Source organism: Chitinophaga hostae (assembly GCF_018224885.1).
GTDB classification, from domain to species: Bacteria; Bacteroidota; Bacteroidia; order Chitinophagales; family Chitinophagaceae; genus Chitinophaga; species Chitinophaga hostae.
In genome coordinates this window covers 256,210-278,290 of sequence record NZ_JAGTXB010000006.1, presented here as the reverse complement: position 1 = coordinate 278,290, position 22,081 = coordinate 256,210, and the positions used below count along the sequence as shown (strand labels likewise).

Below are 22,081 nucleotides of genomic sequence, written 5' to 3'. Positions count from 1 at the left end.
TTCGTTTTTTTCTACGTGAAGCCAATAAAATATTTTAAATTTAGTAGTACCACTATGACCTTAAACTGACTTCAATGGAAACTACACAAGAAAGAGATGATCGTCTTTGGCGTATTGCAAAAGCCAGGGCCGGATTCAAATCCCATCTTATCATATACCTGGTTATCAATATGGGATTATGGGCTGTTTGGTTCCTTACAGACAGTGATAAAACGAATGGCACTCCCTGGCCTGTATGGCCTGCGCTGGGATGGGGAATTGCATTGTCTTTCCAGTATTTCAATGCCTATCATAAAGATCCTTTTGGCGACACCCTGAAAGAATATGAAAAACTGAAAGAACAACAGCAAACGCGTGTTTAAGACATTGAGCGAAATCAAAACTACAGCAGCATGAAGGACCAACCGCAACGACTATTTGATGCAGTTTCTTACCAATTGGCCAATTACCCCAAAGCGGATATGCTGGCTGGCAAAGAAAACGGGGAATGGAAAAAATATAGTACGAAAGAAGTAGCGGACATTACCCTCAGATTCAGCTCGGGCTTATTAAAACTGGGCATCAGGGCCGGTATCAAGCATAATGAAGAAAAAGACAAAATAGCGATCGTTTCGCCCAACAGACCAGAATGGATCATCACCGACCTGGCCTGCCAGCAACTGGGTGCCGTTCTTACTCCCATTTACCCTACCATCAGCGAAACAGAACTGGCATATGTGCTAAACGATGCGGAAGCCCGTATTCTTTTTGTAAGCGACAAAGAGCTATTGGACAAAGTAACCGCCATGCGTGATAAATTCCCCGCCCTCCGGGAAATATTCACTTTTAACCAGGTAGAAGGCGCCAGGCACTGGAAAGAAATCCTGGACCTTGGCAGCGAAGCCGATTTTGAACAAATAGAAACCGTAAAGAAAAATATATCTCCCGAGGAACTGGTAACTATTATCTATACTTCGGGCACAACAGGAACGCCCAAAGGCGTAATGCTCAGTCACCATAATGTAGTAAGCAATGTAATGGCTTGCCAGCCATACCTGCCGGTAAACACAAACGCCAGAGCCCTCAGTTTCCTGCCCCTGAACCATATTTTCGAAAGAATGGTCACCTACCTGTACATTACTTCAGGAGTCCCCGTTTATTACGCAGAGAGCATGGATTCTATCGGGAATAACCTCAAAGAGGTGAAACCCACCATCTTTACCACCGTGCCACGGCTCCTGGAAAAAGTATATGAAAGGATCATGGCTACAGGGCTGGAGCTAAAAGGCATAAAACGGGCGCTGTTTTTCTGGGCAGTAAATGTTGGCAAACGCTATGAAATCAATAAGGACCAGGGCGCCTGGTACAACCTGCAATTAAAACTTGCTAATAAATTGATTTTCAGCAAGTGGCGAAGCGCCTTGGGCGGCAATATACAGTGCATTGTAAATGGCGCAGCTGCCTGCCAGGTGCGTTTACTCAAAATATTCACTGCTGGCGGCATCCCCATCCTGGAGGGCTACGGCCTTACGGAAACCTCCCCCGTGATCAGCGTAAACCGCTATAACGTGGAAGACAGGATGTTTGGCACCGTAGGACCGGTTATCAGCGACGTGCAGGTAAAGCTGGCAGAAGACGGCGAAATTCTCTGCAAGGGACCTAACGTCACCATTGGCTACTACAAACGGCCCGATCTTACAGCCGATGCCATCCGGGACGGCTGGTTCCATACAGGCGATATCGGTGTACTCATCGATAATAAGTTCCTGAAAATAACAGACCGTAAAAAGGAACTCTTTAAAACCTCCGGTGGCAAATTTGTGGCGCCACAACCCATCGAAAACAAATTCAAGGAATCGCCCTATATAGAACAGATCATGGTAGTAGGCGAAGACCGGAAATTCACGGCGGCCTTGATTGTACCGTCTTTTGGGAACCTGCGCGGATGGGCCCAGAAAAAAGGTATTGCTGCCAGCAGCAATGAGGAACTGGTGAAAAACCCGGAGGTTGTGGACCTATATAAGCAGGCAGTTGACAAATACAACCAGTTTTTCAACCACATTGAACAGGTGAAGAAATTTGTGCTGATTCCACGCGAATGGACCGTGGACGCAGGAGAATTAACCCCTACGCTGAAAGCAAAGCGGAAAGTGATATTGGAGAAATTCAAAAAAGAAATCGACGGCATCTATGCCCCTGCTGCAGGAAAAGTAGATATAGAAAGTCTTTAAATATTAATTTAAAACCCTTACTTTTGCCACCCAATCCCGGAATTGGGGTTATGGCCTCATAGTTCAATGGATAGAATAGAAGTTTCCTAAACTTTAGATACAGGTTCGATCCCTGTTGAGGCTACTGAAAAATTACTTCGCTCAATTTCAGCTCTGCTGAGATTGGGCGTTTTTCTTTACGGGGACTGTGCTTCAGAGCATGCAATTTGTGCAACTATTCTCACCTGATAATTCTGTAAACAAGTGCTTAGGATCGGAAAATCGAGTGACAATAGGTCCATAAACCCCTGTTTTTTGCTTAAATTGTGGTACGAAACATAGAAATATGGATTACAGAGAACACATAGAATCGAATACACATATACTACTAGGCAAGCCTGTTATTAAAGGAACCCGCATTACTGTAGCATTGGTTTTACAAAGATTATCTGAGGGTTGCAATAAATGCCGTATTGGCTTATGCTTCCGATGTAATTGCTAACGAAAGTATTATAGCTGTTGCATGATCTTAGCCGACGAAAATATACACACCTATATTGTTGAGTCATTGCGCGACGCCGGTTTTGAAGTCATTTCAGTGACGGAACTAAAAAAAGGCATTAAAGATGAGCAAGTAATTGAATGGGCCTTAGATAATGATTATTTACTGCTTACAGAAGATAGAGACTTTGGTGAGTGGGTCTTCGCACATCACATAAAAAACCTTAGTGTCCTCTTTCTGCGATATGCATTTTATGAATTTAAGGAAATTTCACAGTCGTTAATTTACCTGTAAAGAGCCAGGAACTGATAAGACCTGTATTTGTAACCCTAACTCCTAAGAAGATACGTATCAGACAGCTTTGATATAGTATTTGTAGCCGTGAGAGCCGCTGTATTCCTCTACAGGCAAATGACCACAAGCGCATTGCCAAGAAAATTAACCACTTCATTGCGGATACCAGGTATGGGTTGACATATTCTGCAACCATTTCCAGACCTGCTTTGTTATTAATACAGACGCGATTTTGTCATGTACCATGCCCAGGAGTAAATATAGGTATAACCCGGATCAGCTAAGTCTGTTTCATTTTGAGATGGCACCCATCTCCTACGTGTATTATTTTATTATTATTTCGCCTTGTGACAGGATAAAAAAGATAGTTGAATTCTTTAAAATACTGCTGGATAAAATAATTCCGTTATCAAAGATTAACCTGTATTCAAAACCGCATATTTCACTAATGAAATTCTCATCAACAGACGATGACGAACAGGTTATCAGGAAAGTGAAAGATGCTTTATCCTCTTCCCAGAATTTCGAAGTTGAGTTAAATGGGAGCGATATTTTCCAGCATGGTGATTTATCTACAACCCTCTTTTTAAAGATCAGCAATCCCACTCCAATAGAAGCGCTTTATCAACTATTGCTTACTGCAGACTTAGCGCCGGTCTACCGGAAAAAAATAACACCACATCTTACTATAGCCAGAACAATACCCAACGATATATTTGCTGGCAGGGTAGACTTATCCAAATTTGATTATTATGATTCTTTCCTGTGTAAACATATCACGATACTAAAACAGGCGCCTGGTGAAAGCTATCGCGAACTCGCAACAATCCCGTTGCGGGATTACTTCATTTAGCAACTATCTCCTTCTGAAAGGCTTTGTAATTTTTTGCCAGAAGCCCCTGCGTCGTGGTTCTATCTCCCCTACAAGTACTACATCCATAAGACCAAGCGTACCCGCCGCCTGCAGGCCGATGCTAACGGGTGCCAGCAACTGCTCAGATGTAAAAGACATGCACTTTTGCTCATACCCAATATAACTCGTCTTCAGGTTGATGGTCTGTCCTTTTAATGCTGCTGGTATAGCTAATTGAAAGTGTCCTGCGCTATCGGTAAGCACACGCACATCGGCGCCGGATATCGACACAATTACACCTGGCAGGGCATCGTGAGAAGTTGAGTCTACAATTCTCCCGGTAAGCAAACCCGGTATATCCCGCTTTGCCTCTGCGTCTTTTTTTACGGACGGTGATATCGTGGTATCTGTAGCCGGCTTCTGTGCTTTACTGCTCCCTGGAATAACCGCTGCTAAAACCGATGCGATAATGGCAGCCGGCAGAAAGCCACGCCGCCGGGACGTATCGGGAGCAAGCAAGCGGTTTTGCTGTGCCGGATGCAGTCGGCCGCAGATTTTCCCGTTGCTGTTACCGATCACGGCCAGTAATTCATTATCTGTCATGGCAGAAAAATCCAGCACTTTTTTCTGGCAATGATCGCAAAAACGCCCGCCAGTTGGCGGAGCCATCTCATCCCATGGAACGGTGCAGGGATGGGGAATATGTAGTATCAGGGATTGCTTCTTCATTCGTATTTAAATGTAATCAATAATTACCTGTCTATCAAAGTAAAAATACCAATAATATGAACCAACCCTTTATTATATATCTCATTGTTTGTACCTTCATTATCCCTGTAACCTGAGTTCCGGGAGTATTAATATTAAAATAGATGATTCCAGTAACAAAACCTTTTCTTCCGCCAAGAGAAGAATACAACAAGTATCTGAATGATATATGGGACCGGCAATGGTTAACCAATAATGGTCCTTTGGTGAATGAGTTGGAAACCAGGCTAAAGCAATACCTGCATGTTTCCAACCTCCTGTTTGTTGCAAACGGCACCATTGCCCTTCAGATGGCGATAAAAGCACTGGACCTGAAAGGAGAAATTATTACCACTCCTTTTTCCTATGTAGCCACAACTTCTACTATCGTGTGGGAAAATTGTACACCGGTATTTGCAGATATAGATCCGCTTACTTTTAATATTGACGCCAGCCAGATAGAAGCAGCGATTACGGAAAACACCAGCGCCATTATGGCTACACATGTTTTTGGTAACGCCTGTAATATAGACATGATACAGGCTATCGCCAGCAAACATAACCTGAAAGTGATCTATGATGCGGCGCATTGCTTTGGCAGTTTATATAACGGCAAGTCTGTTTTTGAATATGGTGATATCAGCACCTGTAGTTTTCATGCCACCAAAATTTTCCACACCATTGAAGGCGGAGCTGTTTTTACACCCCAATCCGATATTTCAGACCGCATGGGGCTTTTACGCAACTTCGGCCATACCTCCCCGGTGACCTTTGATGGCATAGGCGTTAACGCTAAAAACTCTGAATTTCATGCTGCTATGGGCTTATGCTGCATCGAGCACATGGACGAAATATTTAAGGTGCGTAAAAAGCAATGGCAGCATTATAAATCTGCCCTGCAGGAATCCAACAAAGTACAGTTACTAACCATCACAAAAGGCTGTGATTTTAACTGCGCTTATTTCCCGGTAGTATTCGAAAGCGAAGAAGTTTTGCAGAAAGTAACTGCGGCCCTGAACCTCCAGTATGTTCAACCCAGGAGATACTTTTATCCTTCGCTGAATACACTGGATTACGTAAACAATAACAGCTGCCCTCAGTCTGAGTCCATCGCAAAACGTGTATTGTGTTTACCCATCTACCATACGCTGCGTAAGGAAGACCAGGATATGATCACAAAAGTTATCTTGAAGAATATATAAAACAGCGTTATGCTTATTCTAGGTGCAGGAGGACATGCAAAAGAACTGCTTCAGATCCTTGAAAGACAGGGGCAGACAACCGGTCTATCCTTTTTCGACAATATAAATGGCGCCACTGTTTTATTTGACAGGTTTAAAATCATTACTTCTTTTGAAGAGGCAAAAACATTGCTGACCACCGATCCCTCTTATGCGATAGGGATCGGCGGCGCATTAAACCGATATAAATTAAGTAATCGTATCGCTGAACTCGGAGGCACACTGAACAGCATTATATGCCCCACTGCGTTGATCGGCACTTTTGATGTGCATCTTGAAACCGGCTTAAATATCATGAGCCATGTTTTTATCAGTAACAGCGTGCGCATAGGTATCGGCACACTGGTTAATTACGGGGTAAATATACATCACGATGTCACTATCGGAGATTACTGTGAACTATCTCCCAAATGCCAGTTACTCGGCGGCGTTGAAATGGGCCAATACAGCTCCGTTGGAGCGGGAGCCATCATACTTCCGAAAGTAAAAATCGGTAACAATGTACACATAGGCGCCGGGGCTGTGGTAACGGAAAACCTGGGCGATAACTGCGTGGCGGTTGGCATACCGGCAAAAATAATAAAAGAACTGGCGCCGTTGGCCGTTTAACCCCGGCTCCCCTGCTTAGCCAGTTTCTCCGTAGCAGCTGCAACGGTATCCACAAAATTAATCCTGCCAACTTTGTTACTCTCGTAAATAAAATCCTTCAGGCTTTGACTGCTGTATTTTGAAAAATCGCCTACGATAGCCAGACTTACCTGGTAGGTAGAAAATTTCTGGAGGATATCACCTGCAATGGTAGTCTTTAAATCAAAAAATCCGGGGATAATATTCTTTTCATGCAGGATAATATGATCGGCGCCCTGATAGCGGCAATTACCAAGTATATCCAGCGCATCCTCCGTATTGTTCATAACGATGTTGTCAGATATTATTTCAGCAACAGCTATGTTGCCCACATGAGTGATCTCTATTTTCATCATGGTTACAATATTATAGCTACTTTTTGGTACTTTTACGCATTATTAAAAAATATAAAGTGGATAATATCCATTCCCGAATGTAACATTCACAATGGTAATCATCTTTTTATACTAACTCATCATCTTTTCTAATACTCATATATGTTCAAAAAATTCTTTGAAAAATCCACATTAAAGAAAATAGACGCTTATCGCAACATCGACGGATGGCTCTCTGAACAGGAAGCCCTGGGCCTTTACCAAACGGCGGCCAAACTGGGCAGCAATGCCGTAGTGGTGGAAATTGGGAGCTGGATGGGGAAAAGCACCTATTGCATCGCAAAAGGACTTTCTTCAGGAAAAGTATTTGCCATTGATCCCTTTAATGCTGACGCCGGACATGACGACAGCAGCCAGGAAGATTACAATAATAAGGGGGCGGATAAAGACCTCCTGGTCGCTTTTAAAAAGAATATGGAACAAAGGGGCGTCGCACAAAAGATCGTTCCTAAAAAGGGCTATTCCCAGGATTTTCATACAGCATTCGACACCATTGATTTCCTGTTTATAGATGGCGATCATTCCGTTGAAGGATGCAAGTTAGATTTCAAACTTTATGCACATAAAGTGGTGAAAGGTGGTTATATCGCCTTTCATGATTTCTACGAAGATCGCGATGAGCTTGGTCCTACCCATGTAGTTAAAAATATAGTACTGGCCAACAGCGATTTCCAATTTATTAAACTATACGATTCATTATGGGTGGGCAGGAGAATGTAGACTATTCAATTGTAATATGTACATATAATCCCGATGAAAATGTGCTGAAACGCTGTCTGCAAGCCGTGCGACAGTTAAATGTTGCCAACATCAGCACCGAGGTTATCCTGGTGGATAATAACAGTAAGGTGCGTGTACAGGATTTACCTTACATAAAAGAATATACTGCCGGTATACCTGGCCTGAAACAATTGTTTGTTGTTAAACAGGGATTGTTATATGCCCGCCTGGCAGCTATTGCAGAGGCCAAGGGTGCGCAGATCGTGTTTTTCGATGACGACAACGAACCGGAAAGCGAATACCTGCAGGAACTGCACCGGCTGAACAAACAATTTCCGAACGTGGCAGCATGGGGACCAGGTAATGTGGAAGTAGACTTTGTAGATGGCGTGGATGATAATATCAGGGAAGTAGCCTTACAACTCTTTCAGCACAGAACAGCCACTACTGTTGGTTTTGCAGCCATTAAAGACTGGCAGCCCTGTTATCCTTATGGTACCGGCCTTTGTATTAAAACGGATCTGTGCAGGGAATACCTGCAACAGGTAAACCAGGGACGCCTTACTTTAACCGGCAGAAACGGGAATAAGCTAAGCAGCGGGGAAGACACCCAAATGATAATGCTCTGTATCAGCAAAGGCTATGCAGCCGGCATTTCCCCGGCGTTGCGCCTCACGCATATTATTACCGCTAAGCGCGCCAACAGGCCATATATGAACCGCTTGCTGTACGGTACACGCTCCTGCTATGAAACCTGTATGGTGCAGGTATTTCCGGAAAGAAAACAAATGCTGGAATCAAAACTTATTTCCGGTGCGAAGTTCAGCCGGCAAACGCTCAAGAAATTCCTCAAAACAAAATGGAACCGCAGCCCGCAGAAAACATTTGATCTGATACAATTCATCGCCGCACATGCCAGTGATTATATGGCGCTGGACAAGCCTCTGCCGGGTTTCGTTAACAAAGTCCTGACCTCTCTTAAAATAGTTTAAACAGTATAAGTAAGTACTATCCTGTACTTACTTATACTTACTTATACTTCTTTTAATAATTCGCCTGCCCTATTTCCAACCGATTAATCTTCCCTTCCCTGTCCAGGCGAAATTTAAAATAGGTCTTAAAATCGCCCCATTTATCGCTATGAAATTTTCCGTATACGTCCAGGCCATTATTTTCTACTTTGTCGATACTGGTGAAGTGCTCATGCCCCAGGGCATTTGCTGAAAAGGTTTTAAAATCTGTTTTATTACCGTCGTCAAATAGTTCTGCCGGATCGGTAAATAAAGCGAACCATGCGTTTTTATCGTTTGCCTGTAATGCGGTGATCGCCTTTTTAACCACGTCATTTGTTAATTTATCTGTATTCATCGGAGGGTTGTTTTTTGGGAGATGAGAAGAGCGTTGTGCACTTATAGCCAGGGGCAATAAGCAGATCATTATGTATAGCAATGTTTTCATTTAACTGGCTTTTGCGAGCGGGTGCTGTAAATAGATGATTGCAAGATTGAGCAGCAGGAAAGGTAATTCAATGGCGGCGCCTTTCAGTTCCCGACCCGACAGATGAAAGCAAATAATCATCAGGATGGTGGCTGCCATCAGGAAATTGCCGAATACAAATGTTCGCGGAAACAGGATCAGCAAAGCACTCAACACGGTTACCACTCCATTGATCGTAATGGCTGTACTGCTGAAGTGCCATTTACTGAACATGGTAACCATTTCAGGCCTGTTGCCGATCATCGCCCAGCCTTGTTTAAGGCCCATAAATACAGCGAAAAGAATGAGGGCTGCGTTGAGTACTTTGAGTATCATATAGGTTGAAATTTAGTTGGTAGCGCCTCCATTTACCAGCAGGTGCTGACCAGATACAAAGGAAGATAAATCACTCGCAAAAAATTCCGCCAGGTTTGCTACGTCTTCTACTTCTGCCAGCCGGCCCATCGGACAACTGTCCAGCAATTGTTTTCTTAGTTCAGGATATGCCGCCGGATCCACAAAGATACCGGAATGATCCACCGCAAAAGGAATGATGGAATTAACGGTGATTCCCTTATGCCCGATTTCTTTTGATAAAATATCCACCAGGTACCTGGGCGTTGTTTTGCTGCCGCCGTAAACCGCCATCCCCGGCACGGGGAACGACGTGGTACTGGAAGCAATATAAATAATCCGTCCGTTATTTTCCACATGTTTTGCCGCCTGCTGCATCGTGAAATAGGTACCTTTTGTATTAATAGAAAACACTTTATCAAACTGCTCTTCTGTAAAATCTGTTACCGGTACTTCCACCATTTCTATACCTGCGTTGGCCACCACGATGTCGATTTTTCCAAAGGCCGCTTTGGCAGCGGCAAACAGGCGCTCCAGGTCAGCGACTTTACTTACGTCTGCCTGCACGGCTATTACATTGGCTCCCATGGCAGTGATGTTGCTAACGACTTCATCTGCCGAAGCTTTATCTCTCGAATAATTAATAACAATATCTGCACCTAATGCTGCATAACGCTCCGCAATCGCTTTACCCAGCCCTCTTGCTGATCCGGTAATAAGCGCTACTTTATTTTTTAAGCTGTTCATGTGATCTGATTTTAACGATGATTTGTTTATGTATTACGCCATTCCGCCATTGGCGCCAATATTCTGGGCAGAAATCCATTTGGCATCGTCGCTGGCCAGGAATACCACCACACGGGCAATATCTTCCGGTTCACCTATCCGGTTAAAGGCGGAAAGCGATGCCAGCCGCGCCATCAGCTCATCCGATTTACCATTGGTGAATAATGCTGTGTTGGTAGGACCAGGAGAAACTGAATTCACATTAATCCCCCGGGCGCCCACTTCTTTTGAAAACACACGGGTTAACTGTTCCACTGCGGCTTTGGAGGCTACATAGGTACCGTAGGTAGGCAGCATGATACGGTTAACAGAAGTGGAGAAGTTAATGATGCTGCCGTTGTCTGACAAGCGGGTTGCGGCTTCCCGCATGGTGTTAAAAGTACCACGTACATTAATATCAAACTGGCGGGTAAACTCTTCGTCGGTCGTATCCTTTATTAATTTATTAATCATGATACCCGCGTTATTTACGAGTACATCTATCCGGCCATAGTGCTCCATAGCAGCGTCGAACAGGGCTTTTACCTCATCTCCTTTGCTCACGTCTGCCTGCAGGGCAATGGCATCGCCTCCGTCTTGCAGGATATCGTTTACCACCTGCTGTGCGGCATCTTTTCCACCGGCATAGTTAACAATCACTTTTGCACCTGCAGCAGCCAGTTGACGGGCGATGGTAGCGCCAATGCCTCTTGAAGAACCGGTAACGAGAATAATCTTATCTTTTAATGTGCTCATATTGCTTTGTTTTTAATGACACAACAAAGTTGAAATATCAGCAGTTTTAAAAAGTATAAGAATTACACTATTAGTTACAAATATCTAAGATGTGGCTTTGCCATGCTGTCTTCTGAATAAAACCGGGGAGATACCGGTTTGTTTCTTAAAGTAATTGCTAAAGTGGGTGGCTTCTGTAAAGCCCAGCTGGGAAGCAATTTCCTTGATGGAGGCAGCTGAATTCTGCAGGAGTGATTTTGCTTCTGCAGTAGTTTTTTCAGTAATCCAGGTGCCAACGGGCTTACCTGTTTTGCTTTTTATCACATTGCTCAGGTAATTGGGGTGTAAGTGCTGGGCATCGGCATAGTCCTGGACGCGGAATACCTTTTCTGCCTTGCCGTTTGCCAGGTCGCGATAATGCTGTTCGAGCGTTCTTTTAAAGGTTTTCACAATCTGGGAGCTCCGGTTGCCTTCATAAATCGGGTTGTAATCTTCCCAGAAATATTCTTTTATTTTCAGGAGCAATACTACAAACAGGTTGCCTATCATCCGGGTTCTGTAAGGAGATGCAGCGTTGTACTCCTTCTCTATGTGCAGGTACAGCTGCTCAAATTCCGCAAATACCTCTGGCTTTAATACCCTGGGAGGCACCGTTTCGGCGAGCAGAAAAGGGAATTCTTCAAAAATTTTCGGATGAACATTTTCTTTCAGGAAAGATTCACTGAGCGTAACCAGGTATACGTCTTTAATTTCCCGCCACTCGAATGATTTAAAGTGACCGGGGTTAGTAAAATAAATGGTGCCCGGGCAGGTGCTAAATACCTGCTCATCGGTAGTATATCTGCCGAAGGCATCTTTCACAAAAACAAAAGAAAAGAAGTTGGTTCGGTATACAATAGAGGTGTAAGGTAGCTCATGATGAATATCACGCAGGTTATGGATGGTGAAATCCGTTTTAGCGACGATGCTGTCCGTAGGTAATCCCTGGTAGATGTATTGTTCCAGCAGGTTATTAAATACCTTCTTTTCTGCGGGTGTAGTTTTCCTGTCAGACATGCGCTATTACTTTATACAAAATTAAGCATTGCCGTCCATGAATTTCCGGATCGCGGAAATCACCTGGTCATTGTGGTTATCCTTCTTCAGCAATAGTTGTAACTGGTTCCTGTACTTCTCTTTTTTAGTGAATATGCTTTTAAAAAAAGTATTGATGATTGCAACCGATTTAGCGAATAGCCCATCTTTATATTTATCATGCAGCCTGATAGCCATGCGGTATTTATCCAGGATGGCATCGGATGCCTGGAAACCATTCAGCTGCCCGTCCCTGTAAGCCCGCTCCAGTCTTGCATCGGGGATAAAATGTCGGAATATAAGATCGCTGTTGTAGTAAAGCTTGTAGCCGGCCAGGATAAGACGCTGGCAATACTCTGAATCCTCCCCTGCAGTGAGGGCAGCTCCTTTACGGCCTACCAGCAGTGAAGGAAAATGAAGGTACATTTTTTTGTAGAGGGATGTTCTGCTACCCAGACCGGCGCCCCATAAGTATTCCCGTTTTGTAATATCGCCGGTGGCAGCGGATTGTTTTCCAACGGCATAATCAGCTGCTGCTTCCGGAAACCATTCCGGGAGGGCTTTGCCATTGGTAACAGCAGTGCTTTGTCCGCCTGCGGCGCCGATCAGCGGGTCGCTATCCAGCGTTTTACACATAGTTTGGGCGTAGTATGGATCCAGCCAGTTGTCGTCATCACAAATAATAAAGTATTCATACTTTGCGATGGCAATGGCCTGGTGCAGGGCGTATATTTTTCCGGGGGTATTTTCTTTTATCAGCGTAAAGTTAGTAGCGGTACTGTCAAACTTCTCCCATTCTGTAGCTGCCACGAAACTGCTATTGTCTGTGGATGCGTTATCCGCAAAGATCACTTCCCACTTTGTTCCGTCAGAAAACTGTTGCCCTGCTACGTGCGCTAATGTTTCGGGGATTCTAAGACTACCATTGTAAGTACAGATGATAATAGTAATGCCTTTTTCCATTTCTATGATGAGAAGTTTAATTGATCACAAACCAGCACCAAAATTATCGATTATCCCGGAAACGTCCTATTCAGCATTCATCTCCCAAAAATCCGTCATCCAACCGAGTTTCATTAATACTGACACAATAACAGCTGCAATCAGCAACAGTATAATCCAGCTGCTGCGTTTGTACCGGTCCGGAATGTTTCTATTCCGGTAGGCCCTTAAGAAACTCCACAGCAGCAACGCAATTAATGCGATGGCACTCAGTACTACCACAATTTTGTTGTTTACAAACCGGATGACTACCATCAGCAGGATGGTAATAATGCCTGTGATCCATCCGAAACGTTCCAACAGGGAACGTTCACTGCTTTCTGTAAAAGGCATGATGCGGGAAAGTATTGCCTGCAGTTCTTCAGACCGCTCCATGGTGGCGGGGATCTGGATAATATCATGTTGCTCCATTCCCCTGATGGTGATAACACCGGCCGGGTCCTTGCTGATACTGGAAATTTCAAGCCGGTTCAGTGCCAGGTCGGCAGTATCGGCCTGTGTCCTGGTTACCGTATCTTCTGTTATTTCCACGGTGAAGCTGTCGTACAATTTCCTTCTTTTTCTCAGGCCTATATAAACGCCTCTTGCCACCGCCGCCAGCATAACAGGCACGGCAATCAGCATGGGATACATATCGAAGCGATAATCCGACGGACTAAAATTTGCTGCAAATACAACGATCACGCCGAAAAGCATCACTGGCAATGTTCTCACCAATGTTTGTTTCCGTATCGCTGCAAAACCTGCCGGATCTGTTTTAAATACACTCATAGCGCCAACAAAATAATGAATTAAGAATTACGAATTAAGAATTGCAGATTTGTGGGGAGATAATGTAAATAAGCTTCCCGCAAATCCGTAATTCTTAATTCGTAATTCTCAATTCCTTTATTCCCTGATTGTGTGTTTATCTGCCAATGCCATTTTTGCGATGTCGTCTTTTCTTTTAAATACCACGCCGGGGTGTTGTTGCATGTAAGCGAACAATTCGCTGGTAGCCTTTACCAGCTGGGGGGTACCGCCGATGCGGTCATGGAAGCTGATAGACATCATGCGTTTACGTTTTGCCGACTCTTCATACAGCTGATCAAATTCCATTTTTATTTGCCGGAGAAACTGGTCTGTCGAAAACCATTGTCCTGCTATGAGCTGAATATCATTGCAGCGAAGCGTATACGGCACCACTACAAAATCGATGTTATTTACTTTGGTAATAAATGGTTCGTCACGGCTCAGGTCATCGATATGATACAGGAAGCCCAGCTCCTGTAATATGGTCAGGGTATTATCCCCGCGTCGCAACCAGTTGGCATTATAGCCTACAGGTGTTATGCCGGTGGCTTTTCTGATCGCCTCCATACCACCCTGTATAAACTTTTTTTCTTCCTCATAGGGCAGCATATATTGCGGCGACCAGTCGAGTCCGTGAGCCGCGGCTTCATGTCCGCGTTGTACAATTTCCCTGGCAAGGGCTGGATTTTTTTCCACTGCGCTGCCCACCATATGTGAAGTTACCTTGATACCGTACTTATCCCAGTTATCGAGCATACGCGGTATGCCTTCCTTGTATCCGTATTCATACCAGGTGGCTGCGGGCAGATCTTTATACCCTTTCAGCATATTCCGCGGGAAAGGGCTTTCGGGGTTATCCGGCTGACCACCGGCTTCGAACTGCATGGATACCGACACCACAAGGCGGGAGCCATCTGCCCATCCAGGGCCGGACCGGGCGGCCTTAGGGGCAGCGGCTTGCGCCATTGCTACCGTTGGGTTTACCATACCAGCCAACCCCACCAGGCCGGCGGTTTTCAGGAATTCTTTTCTTGTAGCCATTATTTTTTTATAAGATGATCAATTGCAATGGTGTTATACTGCATGAACGCCAGTAATCCGGCGAAAAAAGCAGCGTGAATAAGTTGTGAAGGCAGTGCTTCCCAGTTTTCTATCATAGCGGTGCCAAATATCAGCATGATCATTACAACGCCGCCGCCAATAAGAGCTATGCGGGTAAACAGGCCAAGCAGGAGCAATACACCGATCACAAATTCGGCAATTGGCAGCGCGTAGCTGAAAGGCACTACCAGTGCACCGGGCAACATGGACGGTTCAAAACTTTTTACCATCCAGGCGCTGAAACCATTTAATTTAGGTAACCTAACCAGACCGTGGCCGAACATGCTGGCAGCTACCGCCAGCCGTAGTAAAAAGAATACAATAACATTATTCTCCATTTGTATGATTTTATAAGACAAAGATCAGCAGCAAGCCGTCAAATAATTTGTACTTTTTTAGGATCATTCTGTACTTTTGCAGGTATGCTACAAGAGAATTTATATCAGCCTTTTGAGATTGAATACCGGGAATGCACAGAGTGCCCGATAGACCCGCATAAGCACAATTTTTTCGAACTGGTATATATTGTAGAAGGCAGTGGTATGCAGTGTGTTAACAAAAATCAGCTGCCTTACAGCCCTGGTAAATTGTTCCTGGTAATGCCCCAGGATTGCCATTCTTTCGACGTGCAGGAAAGTACCAAGTTTTTCTTCATCCGCTTCAATAACATCTACCTAAAGAATCAGCAAAAAGATTGGATACAGCAGCTGGAGTTTATTTTCCAGAATAACAACCATATGCCGGGCTGTATTTTAAAAAACAGGAATGATAAGCCCCTGGTAAAAGCGCTGATAGAAGCATTGATCAGGGAGCTGGTGAATCAGCAGACTTATCACCGGGAAATGGCGCAGCAGATTGTGAACACGATCATCATGGTCATTGCCCGGAACATCGTATTGCAGATGCCGGAACAACCTAAACATCCTGCAAAAAACGAAGCCTCCCTGAATATACTGCATTATATACATGAAAATATTTACTCGCCGCAGAAACTGCGCGCAGAGCAGATTGCAGCGAATTTTAATATTTCCCCAACTTATCTGAGCGAGTATTTTAAACGTAACAACGGTGATAGCTTACAACAGTATATTACCCAGTATAAGTTGAAGCTGGTGGAAACGAGGCTGCAGTACAGCAGTATGCGGGTGGGAGAAATTGCAGATGAGCTGGGCTTTACCGACGAAAGTCACCTGAACAGGATGTTTAAAAAATACAGAGGGGTAAACCCTTCTGCTTACCGGAAAGAACTTCAGGCAGCAAAGAATTAACGACTATAAAAAAGCGCCCGCTAAACACGGGCGCTTTTTTTAATTCCTTATTGTTACTATTCTTCATCTTCCTCTTCTTCCCCATCGTCTTCCAGCCACTCCATGTAGGAGTAGTACCAGTCTTCCAGCTGTTCCAGCAGTTCCTGTTTTTTCTCCGGGGAATTTTTGTAGAATTCTTCTACATTATCGATTTCATGAATGATATCAATGTAGGCAGTTTCTTCATCTTCTTCCACGCGTTTGGCAAAGAAGCGGGGTTTCTCGGTATGAAAAATATATTCATTTTCCGGATCTGTTACAGGATCGTCTGCAATCAGAAATTTAGGTAACTGTGCCATAAAGGAGTTATTTACTTTTAATGATGTTGTACGCTTTCAAGAGGTACAAAATTATTGATAATTACCTTATAAAAAACATACACGAAGAATGAATAAATTTATTGATTAAATTTCACATCTTTATAGTCGTTAAAACCCATACCATATGCAGCAATATTGGAACAGGTGGGAAAACTGGATGCAACAGCATGCCCCAAGACTGCTAAACATCCTACATCCCGGCGTTACACCTGAGGCGATGGAAGCACTTGAAAAACTAATTGGAACGGCTATGCCGGCTTCTTTCAAGGCATTTTACGCGTTACACAACGGGCAACAGAAGGCAAGGGCCGGGCTGGTAGATGCCGATCAGCTATTAAGCGTTGAAGATATTACGGTGCAGTGGCACCACTGGAAAGACCTCCTGGATGCCGGTACCTTCACCTGGCATGAGGAGCCGATCCTGGCCACACCGGATACAGGCATTAAAAACGACTGGTGGAATCCCTTGTGGATACCATTTACCGGCGACGGTTTTGGCAACCACCTTTGTATCGACCTCGATCCTGCCCCGGAAGGCAGACGCGGGCAGGTGATCACCCTGTGGCACGACGACAGTCACCGCGCCATTGTAGCCGGCTCTTTCGAAGAATGGCTGCAGGACTATATCAGCGCCGTGGAACGGGGCGATTATATTTTTGTAAAAAGATGGGGAATAGTGCATAAAGACACTTTCCTGAACTACAACGACTGATAACTCATGGGCGTGCTGCCTGTCCACCGCTTAAAAGCCCTTGTAAACGCACTCAGCTCATTATAACCAAGCATCCAGGAAATATCTTTCAACGGGTAATTACCAGACGATATATAGTAAACGGCCAGTGAACGCCTCACCGCATCGGCAATATCCTGATATTTTACACCTTCTTCCTTTAACTTCCGTTGCAGGCTGCGCGGACTGATATTGAAATTGGCTGCCATGGCGTCGAGCGACGATACCCCCAGGTAGGAATTGGCCAACAGGTGGTTGTAGATCCTTGTCTGCAATGTTTGCGGTTGACTACCTGTTTGCGGTAAACTGCTCAACTTTTGCAGTAATAGGTTCTGCAGCTCATAGTTGGCCGTTAGAAGCGGTTCTTCCCAATACCTGATGTCAAATACCAACAGGTACTCTCCCTGCTTTTTTGCCGGCTTACAACGAAAAACACGCTCATACTCTACCGGATCAGGTACAGTATATGCCAAACGGGCCGCCTGTGGTATAATCTTTTCCAACAGCAATCCATCCAGTTCATGAATGATCATTACCAGCAACAGATCTATCAGTTGCCGGAAAGCATAAGGCGGCGTTGCGCCGTAGTCAGTAACCGGTATCAGTTTTACAGAAAATGTTTTGGCCGACCGGTTGATTTCCATCCGGCACTGGTCTGTAACAAGGTGTGTTAATGCGGCCGCGTGCGTGAGCGCTTCCCCTACAGTAGCACTGCTTTGGATGATCTCTCCTACTATGCCCAACGCAGCCGGTTGCAGCGCTTCTCCAAAATGCAACCCAAACAGCGGATCATTGGTAAGCCTGCCTGCATTCAGCCACAGATCCTGCAGCTGTTGCGCAGTTACCGGCGCTGCATTCTTCTTCTTCAGGGCTGTAAGGTCAATACCCGACAGCTTACATAGCTGTGCTGCATCTACATCCCGCTGCACTGCATACGCCATCATACTTAATACCAGTTGTTTCATACACTAAAGATATTTAACTCCCGATTCACAAAAAAAATCTGTCGTTAAATGGTAAGTAATTGTCGTGTTAAGGTAAATGATAAACAGGTGCGCCGGAGTAGCTTTGCATTATCAATTCATCAACAAACAAAAAATTATAAAAATGGAAAAGCAAACATTACAGGTAGTAACTGATTTCGTAAATGCCGTTCAACAGGTAAACCTTGAAAAATTGGGTGCGCTGTTACATCCTGATATTACCTGGGAGCAGCCCGGCAGCAATCGTTTCTCCGGCATCAAAACTTCCAGTGGCGAAGTATTCCAGATGGTAGGCGGCATGTTTGAAATATCGCAGAATACGATGTCCCTGTCGGATGTTAAAACCATCGCGGTAAACGGTGATCAGGCTTCCGTGGTACTTACCTGGAAAGCAAGCCGCCCCGGCGCTGAATTGCATACTGATAACGTAGACGTATATACGGTGAAAGATGGTAAAATCGTAGCAGCGAAAATATATGCAGCAGATATCCGGCAGGAAGATATTTTCTGGGGAAATTAAGGACAGCTATTCTCCAGGGAATCGATGACAGCTAACACGGGTAACCCTTTCAGACCACGGGCGGTTTGGAAGGGTTTTTAAATTTAAAAAAAAAGGAATCGTTTTTTCTTTTTGGGTCTTTCCGTTATCGGGTCTATCTTCCCATCGACGAGGGTAGTTACCAGCGTTTTACCAACGACCTTAACCTCAGTGGTGTTTGTTACACATACCGCCCCGGTAGTATAAGTTCTTGTCTTCATCTCGTAACCGATGACCACTATTTCCGGTAAGTTATGAGTTTTGCCGCTGACGCTAGTATCCGCAGCGGAAGCCTGCATCGGTTGCATTTCTATTTGCTCCAATCCTCTCGCTTCTGCATAACCGTTGGTGGCGATACCAACGGCCAGACCGGCTGCCATTAACATTGCCGGCATAACATGGCTACGCGACGGCACTGTTGCGGCAATATTGCGCTGCAGCTGATCATCAAAAAATCGTCCACATGCCTCCCCTTTGCTGTTAGCAATAACAGCAAAAATTTCAGCATCCGATGATAAGGAGAAATCAACTACCGTTTTATTACAGCTACTACAGTGCCGTCCATTCGCAGTGGGGGTCATTTCGCCCCAATTCTCCCCGCAAGGTGTAGGAACAGATAGATACAGACCTTTAATCGTTGACTTCATAGGTGTTGGGTTACCGGCTATGAATATACGAAAATAAAACGATCCCGGCACGGGGAAAATCCCCGGTACATCCCAGCAATACCGCAAAAATAGCATTTGTAACGGGCTGGCATTCAGTAAACAAATGTTATGGCATTATTGTTGAAATTATGCTGTAAAAGGCAATCATTTTATTAAACATTAAACATAAAAACATGAGAACTCCAAAGCATATCTCAAAATTCCTGTTTGCAGCCGCACTGGGTGCGGTTATTTCGCTGGCTGGCCAGCATACATTTGCACAAGGCATCGACAGCACCGCAAAAAAAATAGGTCATAAAACCGCTTCCCTCGCCGTAAAAGGAGCCTCAGCAGTAACGGATAAGATCTATAAAGACAAGGAAGGGCCCAAAGGCGAGACCGTTTACATCGACAAAAAAGACAGGAAATATATTGTAGATGAGAAAGGCAAGAAGGTGTATCTGAAAAAATCCCAGATACACGATAAGAAGAAAAGTTAATTTTCCATCTCAGCATAATAAAGGGCCGGAGCAGGGGAAACCTCCCGGCCTTTTTAATGTCTCCGGTCTTCTGCCAGGATGGCGTACATAAAATTGTCGGACCAGGTTCCCCGGATAGGTAACACCTTACGCTTACGCCCCTCCAACTGCATACCCGATTTCTCCAGCACCCTTGCCGATCCCTTGTTATTCACAGCACAACCGGCTTCTACCCGGTGCAAATTCAGCTGATCAAAAGCATATTGCACTAATGTTGTCACCGTTTCTGTAGCCAGTCCCTGCCCCCACCAGGCCGGATCCAATTTATACCATACTTCTGCGCTGCGGAAACGGGGCGTTTTTAAAACCAATGCGGCCAATCCGATAAATTCACGTGTATCCCTCACCGTTATACACCATACCTGCTGGTCAGCATCGCGGAGCCAGCCATTCACCACATCGGCAGTAACAGCAATATCGGCCGGGATCCCCAGCGTGTTGTACTCATCTGTTTCAGGCATGCTGTGCAGCCGGTGTATGACCGGGATATCTGCTGTGGTAACGGGTGTTAGCAACAGTCGTAGCGAGGTTAATTCCATGTTTACAAGATAGTAATTGTTACGTATATTCATAGTGCGAAAACAGCCGCTTATGCAACTTACACCAGGCACCTGCTATAAAATAAACACCCGCACCATTGCCTCCTTACAACGGTTCGGGGAATACGAATTTGTGGTAGCAGTTATCCATGCCAACGACACCTCCGACAGCGCCGTTTTTGAATTCCGGAAAATACTGGGTGCTACTACACCTGAACAGGAAATTGCTACCCGGCAGGCAGTGGAAACGCATGCTGATGGGTTTGCACTGGAAGATATCACGGGGCATCCGTTGAATCTGCCGCAATTCGAAAGAGAAAGCACCTTCCAACAATGGATAGCCGACGGCGTAGCCGTATTGTATGATTGCAACAAGTAATCGCCGGATCTATTCATATCGCAGCGCCTCGATAGGATCCAGCCGCGACGCGGCCTGTGCAGGATAATAACCAAAAAAGACGCCAGTAAACGCGCACACTACAAAAGACAAAATAATAGAAGATTCAGATACCAGCGTTGGCCATCCCAGCGTGAGCGTAATTACTTTCGCAGAAGTAATGCCTAACACCACGCCTATCAGTCCGCCGGTAACACTGATAATAATCGCCTCCACCAGGAACTGTAATAATATATCCACTCCCCTTGCGCCGATAGACATACGCAGCCCGATTTCCCGCGTACGCTCCGTCACCGATACGTACATAATATTCATGATACCGATACCACCAATCACCAGGGAAATACCGGCGATAGCGGTTAACAGGATGGTCAGCAAACTACTTGTGGAACTCAACGTTTTGATCAATTCTTCCATCGTTCTTACCTGGAAATTGTTTTCATCGCTGGGCCGCAGCCGGTGAGTGGTTCTGAGGATATCTATTATTTCATTCGTAGCCGCTTCTGATGCTCCCTCGCTCACCGCGGAAGCGTAGATACTCTGGAAATAAATAGTGGCGAGGATTCGTTTTTGCACGGTTGTATACGGTGTGAGAATAATATCGTCCTGGTCTTGTCCGAACGAGCTTTGCCCCTTCGGCGCCAGTGTGCCAATTACCTGTAAAGGAATGGAATTAAGCCGGATCACCTTACCTACAGGACTTTCCCCGCTTGGAAAGAGGTTATTGATCACCGTTTGTCCGAGCAGGCAAACTTTGGCAGCAGTAGCCACATCTGCATCAGAAAAACTAATTCCTTCATTAACGGTGAGTTTACGGATATCGAAATAAGAAGGCGCCACCCCCTGAAGTGTAGTGGGCCAGTTTAACGCGCCGTTAATAGCCTGTCCCTTTGTGGAAGCCACCGGCGATACCCCGCTCACATATTCTGCATTTTTTTGTATGGCTACTACATCTGCAATGGTTAGCGACTGGAAACTGGTGCCCCCTATCCTCACGCCGCCCGACACATTACTGCTGGGCAAAATAGTGATCATATTGGACCCCATGTTACCCAGCTGGGATTGGATGCTTTGTTTGGACCCTTCACCTATGGCCACCATGGCGATCACCGCAGCCACGCCAATGATAATGCCGAGCATAGTGAGGAATGCGCGGAGTTTATTCCGCTGCAAAGCCCTTAAAGCGATCATGATGAGATTAATTGCACTCATTC

Annotated in this window: 30 protein-coding genes and 1 tRNA gene; 15 read left to right on the top strand and 16 right to left on the bottom strand. The window is 45.0% G+C overall.

Annotated elements, in window-relative coordinates; all coding sequences use genetic code 11:
* Positions 1-74: 74 nt before the first annotated feature.
* The 6 genes from KE626_RS14970 (at position 75) to KE626_RS14945 (ending at position 3,838) form a co-directional block, all read left to right on the top strand.
* A complete protein-coding gene (locus tag KE626_RS14970) occupies positions 75-362 on the top strand; it encodes a 2TM domain-containing protein (RefSeq protein ID WP_211973719.1) in 288 nt (95 codons plus the stop codon).
* Between the two features lie 30 nt (positions 363-392).
* The gene (locus tag KE626_RS14965; RefSeq protein WP_211973718.1) at positions 393-2,210 is read left to right on the top strand and encodes an AMP-dependent synthetase/ligase; all 1,818 of its coding nucleotides are present in this window, start codon (positions 393-395) and stop codon (positions 2,208-2,210) included.
* A 52-nt stretch (positions 2,211-2,262) separates the two neighbouring features.
* Positions 2,263-2,334, top strand: a tRNA-Arg gene (locus KE626_RS14960).
* 201 nt (positions 2,335-2,535) lie between these two features.
* Positions 2,536-2,691, top strand: a complete 156-nt coding sequence (locus KE626_RS35205) for a DUF433 domain-containing protein (protein ID WP_211973717.1) — start codon at positions 2,536-2,538, stop codon at positions 2,689-2,691.
* Positions 2,692-2,712: 21 nt separating this feature from the next.
* Entirely contained in the window at positions 2,713-2,985 is a 273-nt protein-coding gene (locus tag KE626_RS14950) for a DUF5615 family PIN-like protein (protein WP_211973716.1), read from the top strand.
* Positions 2,986-3,229: 244 nt separating this feature from the next.
* Entirely contained in the window at positions 3,230-3,838 is a 609-nt protein-coding gene (locus tag KE626_RS14945) for a 2'-5' RNA ligase family protein (protein WP_346344420.1), read from the top strand.
* 3 nt (positions 3,839-3,841) lie between these two features.
* Here the strand turns inward: KE626_RS14945 and KE626_RS14940 are convergent, their stop codons facing one another.
* On the bottom strand, positions 3,842-4,567 hold the full coding sequence (locus tag KE626_RS14940) for a carboxypeptidase-like regulatory domain-containing protein (RefSeq protein ID WP_211973714.1): 726 nt from the start codon (positions 4,565-4,567) through the stop codon (positions 3,842-3,844).
* A 143-nt stretch (positions 4,568-4,710) separates the two neighbouring features.
* Here KE626_RS14940 and KE626_RS14935 point away from each other — a divergent pair, with 143 nt between their 5' ends.
* A complete protein-coding gene (locus tag KE626_RS14935; protein WP_211973713.1) occupies positions 4,711-5,787 on the top strand; it encodes a DegT/DnrJ/EryC1/StrS family aminotransferase in 1,077 nt (358 codons plus the stop codon).
* Positions 5,788-5,796: 9 nt separating this feature from the next.
* Positions 5,797-6,435, top strand: a complete 639-nt coding sequence (locus KE626_RS14930; RefSeq protein WP_211973712.1) for an acetyltransferase — start codon at positions 5,797-5,799, stop codon at positions 6,433-6,435.
* Here KE626_RS14930 and KE626_RS14925 read toward each other — a convergent pair.
* Positions 6,432-6,809 (bottom strand): DUF4180 domain-containing protein, encoded by a 378-nt coding sequence (locus tag KE626_RS14925; RefSeq protein ID WP_211973711.1) that lies wholly within the window; start codon positions 6,807-6,809, stop codon positions 6,432-6,434. The two genes, KE626_RS14930 and KE626_RS14925, sit on opposite strands and share 4 nt — an antisense overlap.
* Before the next feature lie 141 nt (positions 6,810-6,950).
* Between KE626_RS14925 and KE626_RS14920 the strand changes: the two genes are divergently transcribed.
* On the top strand, positions 6,951-7,568 hold the full coding sequence (locus KE626_RS14920; protein WP_211973710.1) for a class I SAM-dependent methyltransferase: 618 nt from the start codon (positions 6,951-6,953) through the stop codon (positions 7,566-7,568).
* Positions 7,547-8,560 carry a glycosyltransferase gene (locus tag KE626_RS14915; protein ID WP_211973709.1) on the top strand — a complete coding sequence of 338 codons (1,014 nt, stop codon included), beginning with the start codon at positions 7,547-7,549 and terminating at the stop codon, positions 8,558-8,560. The genes KE626_RS14920 and KE626_RS14915 overlap by 22 nt, the downstream gene beginning before the upstream one ends.
* A 52-nt stretch (positions 8,561-8,612) precedes the next feature.
* On the opposite strand, the gene KE626_RS14910 is transcribed toward KE626_RS14915, so the two are convergent.
* From KE626_RS14910 to KE626_RS14870, 9 genes are all read right to left on the bottom strand, one after another.
* The gene (locus KE626_RS14910) at positions 8,613-8,936 is read right to left on the bottom strand and encodes a hypothetical protein (protein ID WP_211973708.1); all 324 of its coding nucleotides are present in this window, start codon (positions 8,934-8,936) and stop codon (positions 8,613-8,615) included.
* Positions 8,937-9,026: 90 nt separating this feature from the next.
* Positions 9,027-9,380: a DoxX family protein gene (locus tag KE626_RS14905; protein ID WP_211973707.1), complete on the bottom strand. Its 354-nt coding sequence runs from the start codon at positions 9,378-9,380 to the stop codon at positions 9,027-9,029.
* 12 nt (positions 9,381-9,392) lie between these two features.
* Positions 9,393-10,145, bottom strand: coding sequence for an SDR family oxidoreductase (locus KE626_RS14900; protein WP_211973706.1), 753 nt, complete (start codon positions 10,143-10,145; stop codon positions 9,393-9,395).
* A gap of 33 nt (positions 10,146-10,178) precedes the next feature.
* Positions 10,179-10,919, bottom strand: a complete 741-nt coding sequence (locus tag KE626_RS14895) for an SDR family oxidoreductase (RefSeq protein WP_211973705.1) — start codon at positions 10,917-10,919, stop codon at positions 10,179-10,181.
* Positions 10,920-11,003: 84 nt separating this feature from the next.
* On the bottom strand, positions 11,004-11,954 hold the full coding sequence (locus KE626_RS14890; protein WP_211973704.1) for a helix-turn-helix domain-containing protein: 951 nt from the start codon (positions 11,952-11,954) through the stop codon (positions 11,004-11,006).
* A 21-nt stretch (positions 11,955-11,975) separates the two neighbouring features.
* Positions 11,976-12,935 carry a glycosyltransferase family 2 protein gene (locus KE626_RS14885; RefSeq protein ID WP_211973703.1) on the bottom strand — a complete coding sequence of 320 codons (960 nt, stop codon included), beginning with the start codon at positions 12,933-12,935 and terminating at the stop codon, positions 11,976-11,978.
* A gap of 66 nt (positions 12,936-13,001) precedes the next feature.
* A complete protein-coding gene (locus KE626_RS14880; protein WP_211973702.1) occupies positions 13,002-13,745 on the bottom strand; it encodes a hypothetical protein in 744 nt (247 codons plus the stop codon).
* 117 nt (positions 13,746-13,862) lie between these two features.
* The gene (locus KE626_RS14875; RefSeq protein ID WP_211973701.1) at positions 13,863-14,807 is read right to left on the bottom strand and encodes a polysaccharide deacetylase family protein; all 945 of its coding nucleotides are present in this window, start codon (positions 14,805-14,807) and stop codon (positions 13,863-13,865) included.
* Positions 14,807-15,205, bottom strand: a complete 399-nt coding sequence (locus KE626_RS14870; RefSeq protein WP_211973700.1) for a DoxX family protein — start codon at positions 15,203-15,205, stop codon at positions 14,807-14,809. Before KE626_RS14870 ends, KE626_RS14875 begins: the two co-directional genes overlap by 1 nt.
* 84 nt (positions 15,206-15,289) lie before the next feature.
* On the opposite strand from KE626_RS14870, the gene KE626_RS14865 reads away from it, so the two are divergent.
* Positions 15,290-16,135 carry an AraC family transcriptional regulator gene (locus KE626_RS14865; protein ID WP_211973699.1) on the top strand — a complete coding sequence of 282 codons (846 nt, stop codon included), beginning with the start codon at positions 15,290-15,292 and terminating at the stop codon, positions 16,133-16,135.
* Between the two features lie 56 nt (positions 16,136-16,191).
* Here KE626_RS14865 and KE626_RS14860 read toward each other — a convergent pair whose 3' ends face one another.
* A complete protein-coding gene (locus tag KE626_RS14860) occupies positions 16,192-16,473 on the bottom strand; it encodes a hypothetical protein (protein WP_211973698.1) in 282 nt (93 codons plus the stop codon).
* Between the two features lie 145 nt (positions 16,474-16,618).
* Between KE626_RS14860 and KE626_RS14855 the strand changes: the two genes are divergently transcribed.
* Positions 16,619-17,206 carry an SMI1/KNR4 family protein gene (locus KE626_RS14855; RefSeq protein ID WP_211973697.1) on the top strand — a complete coding sequence of 196 codons (588 nt, stop codon included), beginning with the start codon at positions 16,619-16,621 and terminating at the stop codon, positions 17,204-17,206.
* On the opposite strand, the gene KE626_RS14850 is transcribed toward KE626_RS14855, so the two are convergent.
* A complete protein-coding gene (locus KE626_RS14850; RefSeq protein WP_211973696.1) occupies positions 17,194-18,189 on the bottom strand; it encodes an AraC family transcriptional regulator in 996 nt (331 codons plus the stop codon). The two genes, KE626_RS14855 and KE626_RS14850, sit on opposite strands and share 13 nt — an antisense overlap.
* A 142-nt stretch (positions 18,190-18,331) precedes the next feature.
* Here KE626_RS14850 and KE626_RS14845 point away from each other — a divergent pair, with 142 nt between their 5' ends.
* The gene (locus KE626_RS14845; RefSeq protein WP_211973695.1) at positions 18,332-18,727 is read left to right on the top strand and encodes a nuclear transport factor 2 family protein; all 396 of its coding nucleotides are present in this window, start codon (positions 18,332-18,334) and stop codon (positions 18,725-18,727) included.
* An 83-nt stretch (positions 18,728-18,810) separates the two neighbouring features.
* On the opposite strand, the gene KE626_RS14840 is transcribed toward KE626_RS14845, so the two are convergent.
* Positions 18,811-19,392, bottom strand: a complete 582-nt coding sequence (locus KE626_RS14840; RefSeq protein WP_211973694.1) for a hypothetical protein — start codon at positions 19,390-19,392, stop codon at positions 18,811-18,813.
* Between the two features lie 194 nt (positions 19,393-19,586).
* Between KE626_RS14840 and KE626_RS14835 the strand changes: the two genes are divergently transcribed.
* Positions 19,587-19,892, top strand: a complete 306-nt coding sequence (locus tag KE626_RS14835) for a hypothetical protein (RefSeq protein ID WP_211973693.1) — start codon at positions 19,587-19,589, stop codon at positions 19,890-19,892.
* Between the two features lie 53 nt (positions 19,893-19,945).
* On the opposite strand, the gene KE626_RS14830 is transcribed toward KE626_RS14835, so the two are convergent.
* Positions 19,946-20,470 carry a GNAT family N-acetyltransferase gene (locus KE626_RS14830; RefSeq protein WP_211973692.1) on the bottom strand — a complete coding sequence of 175 codons (525 nt, stop codon included), beginning with the start codon at positions 20,468-20,470 and terminating at the stop codon, positions 19,946-19,948.
* A gap of 52 nt (positions 20,471-20,522) precedes the next feature.
* Between KE626_RS14830 and KE626_RS14825 the strand changes: the two genes are divergently transcribed.
* Positions 20,523-20,849: a hypothetical protein gene (locus KE626_RS14825; RefSeq protein ID WP_211973691.1), complete on the top strand. Its 327-nt coding sequence runs from the start codon at positions 20,523-20,525 to the stop codon at positions 20,847-20,849.
* A gap of 9 nt (positions 20,850-20,858) precedes the next feature.
* On the opposite strand, the gene KE626_RS14820 is transcribed toward KE626_RS14825, so the two are convergent.
* Positions 20,859-22,079 carry an ABC transporter permease gene (locus KE626_RS14820; RefSeq protein WP_211973690.1) on the bottom strand — a complete coding sequence of 407 codons (1,221 nt, stop codon included), beginning with the start codon at positions 22,077-22,079 and terminating at the stop codon, positions 20,859-20,861.
* Positions 22,080-22,081 lie beyond the last annotated feature (2 nt).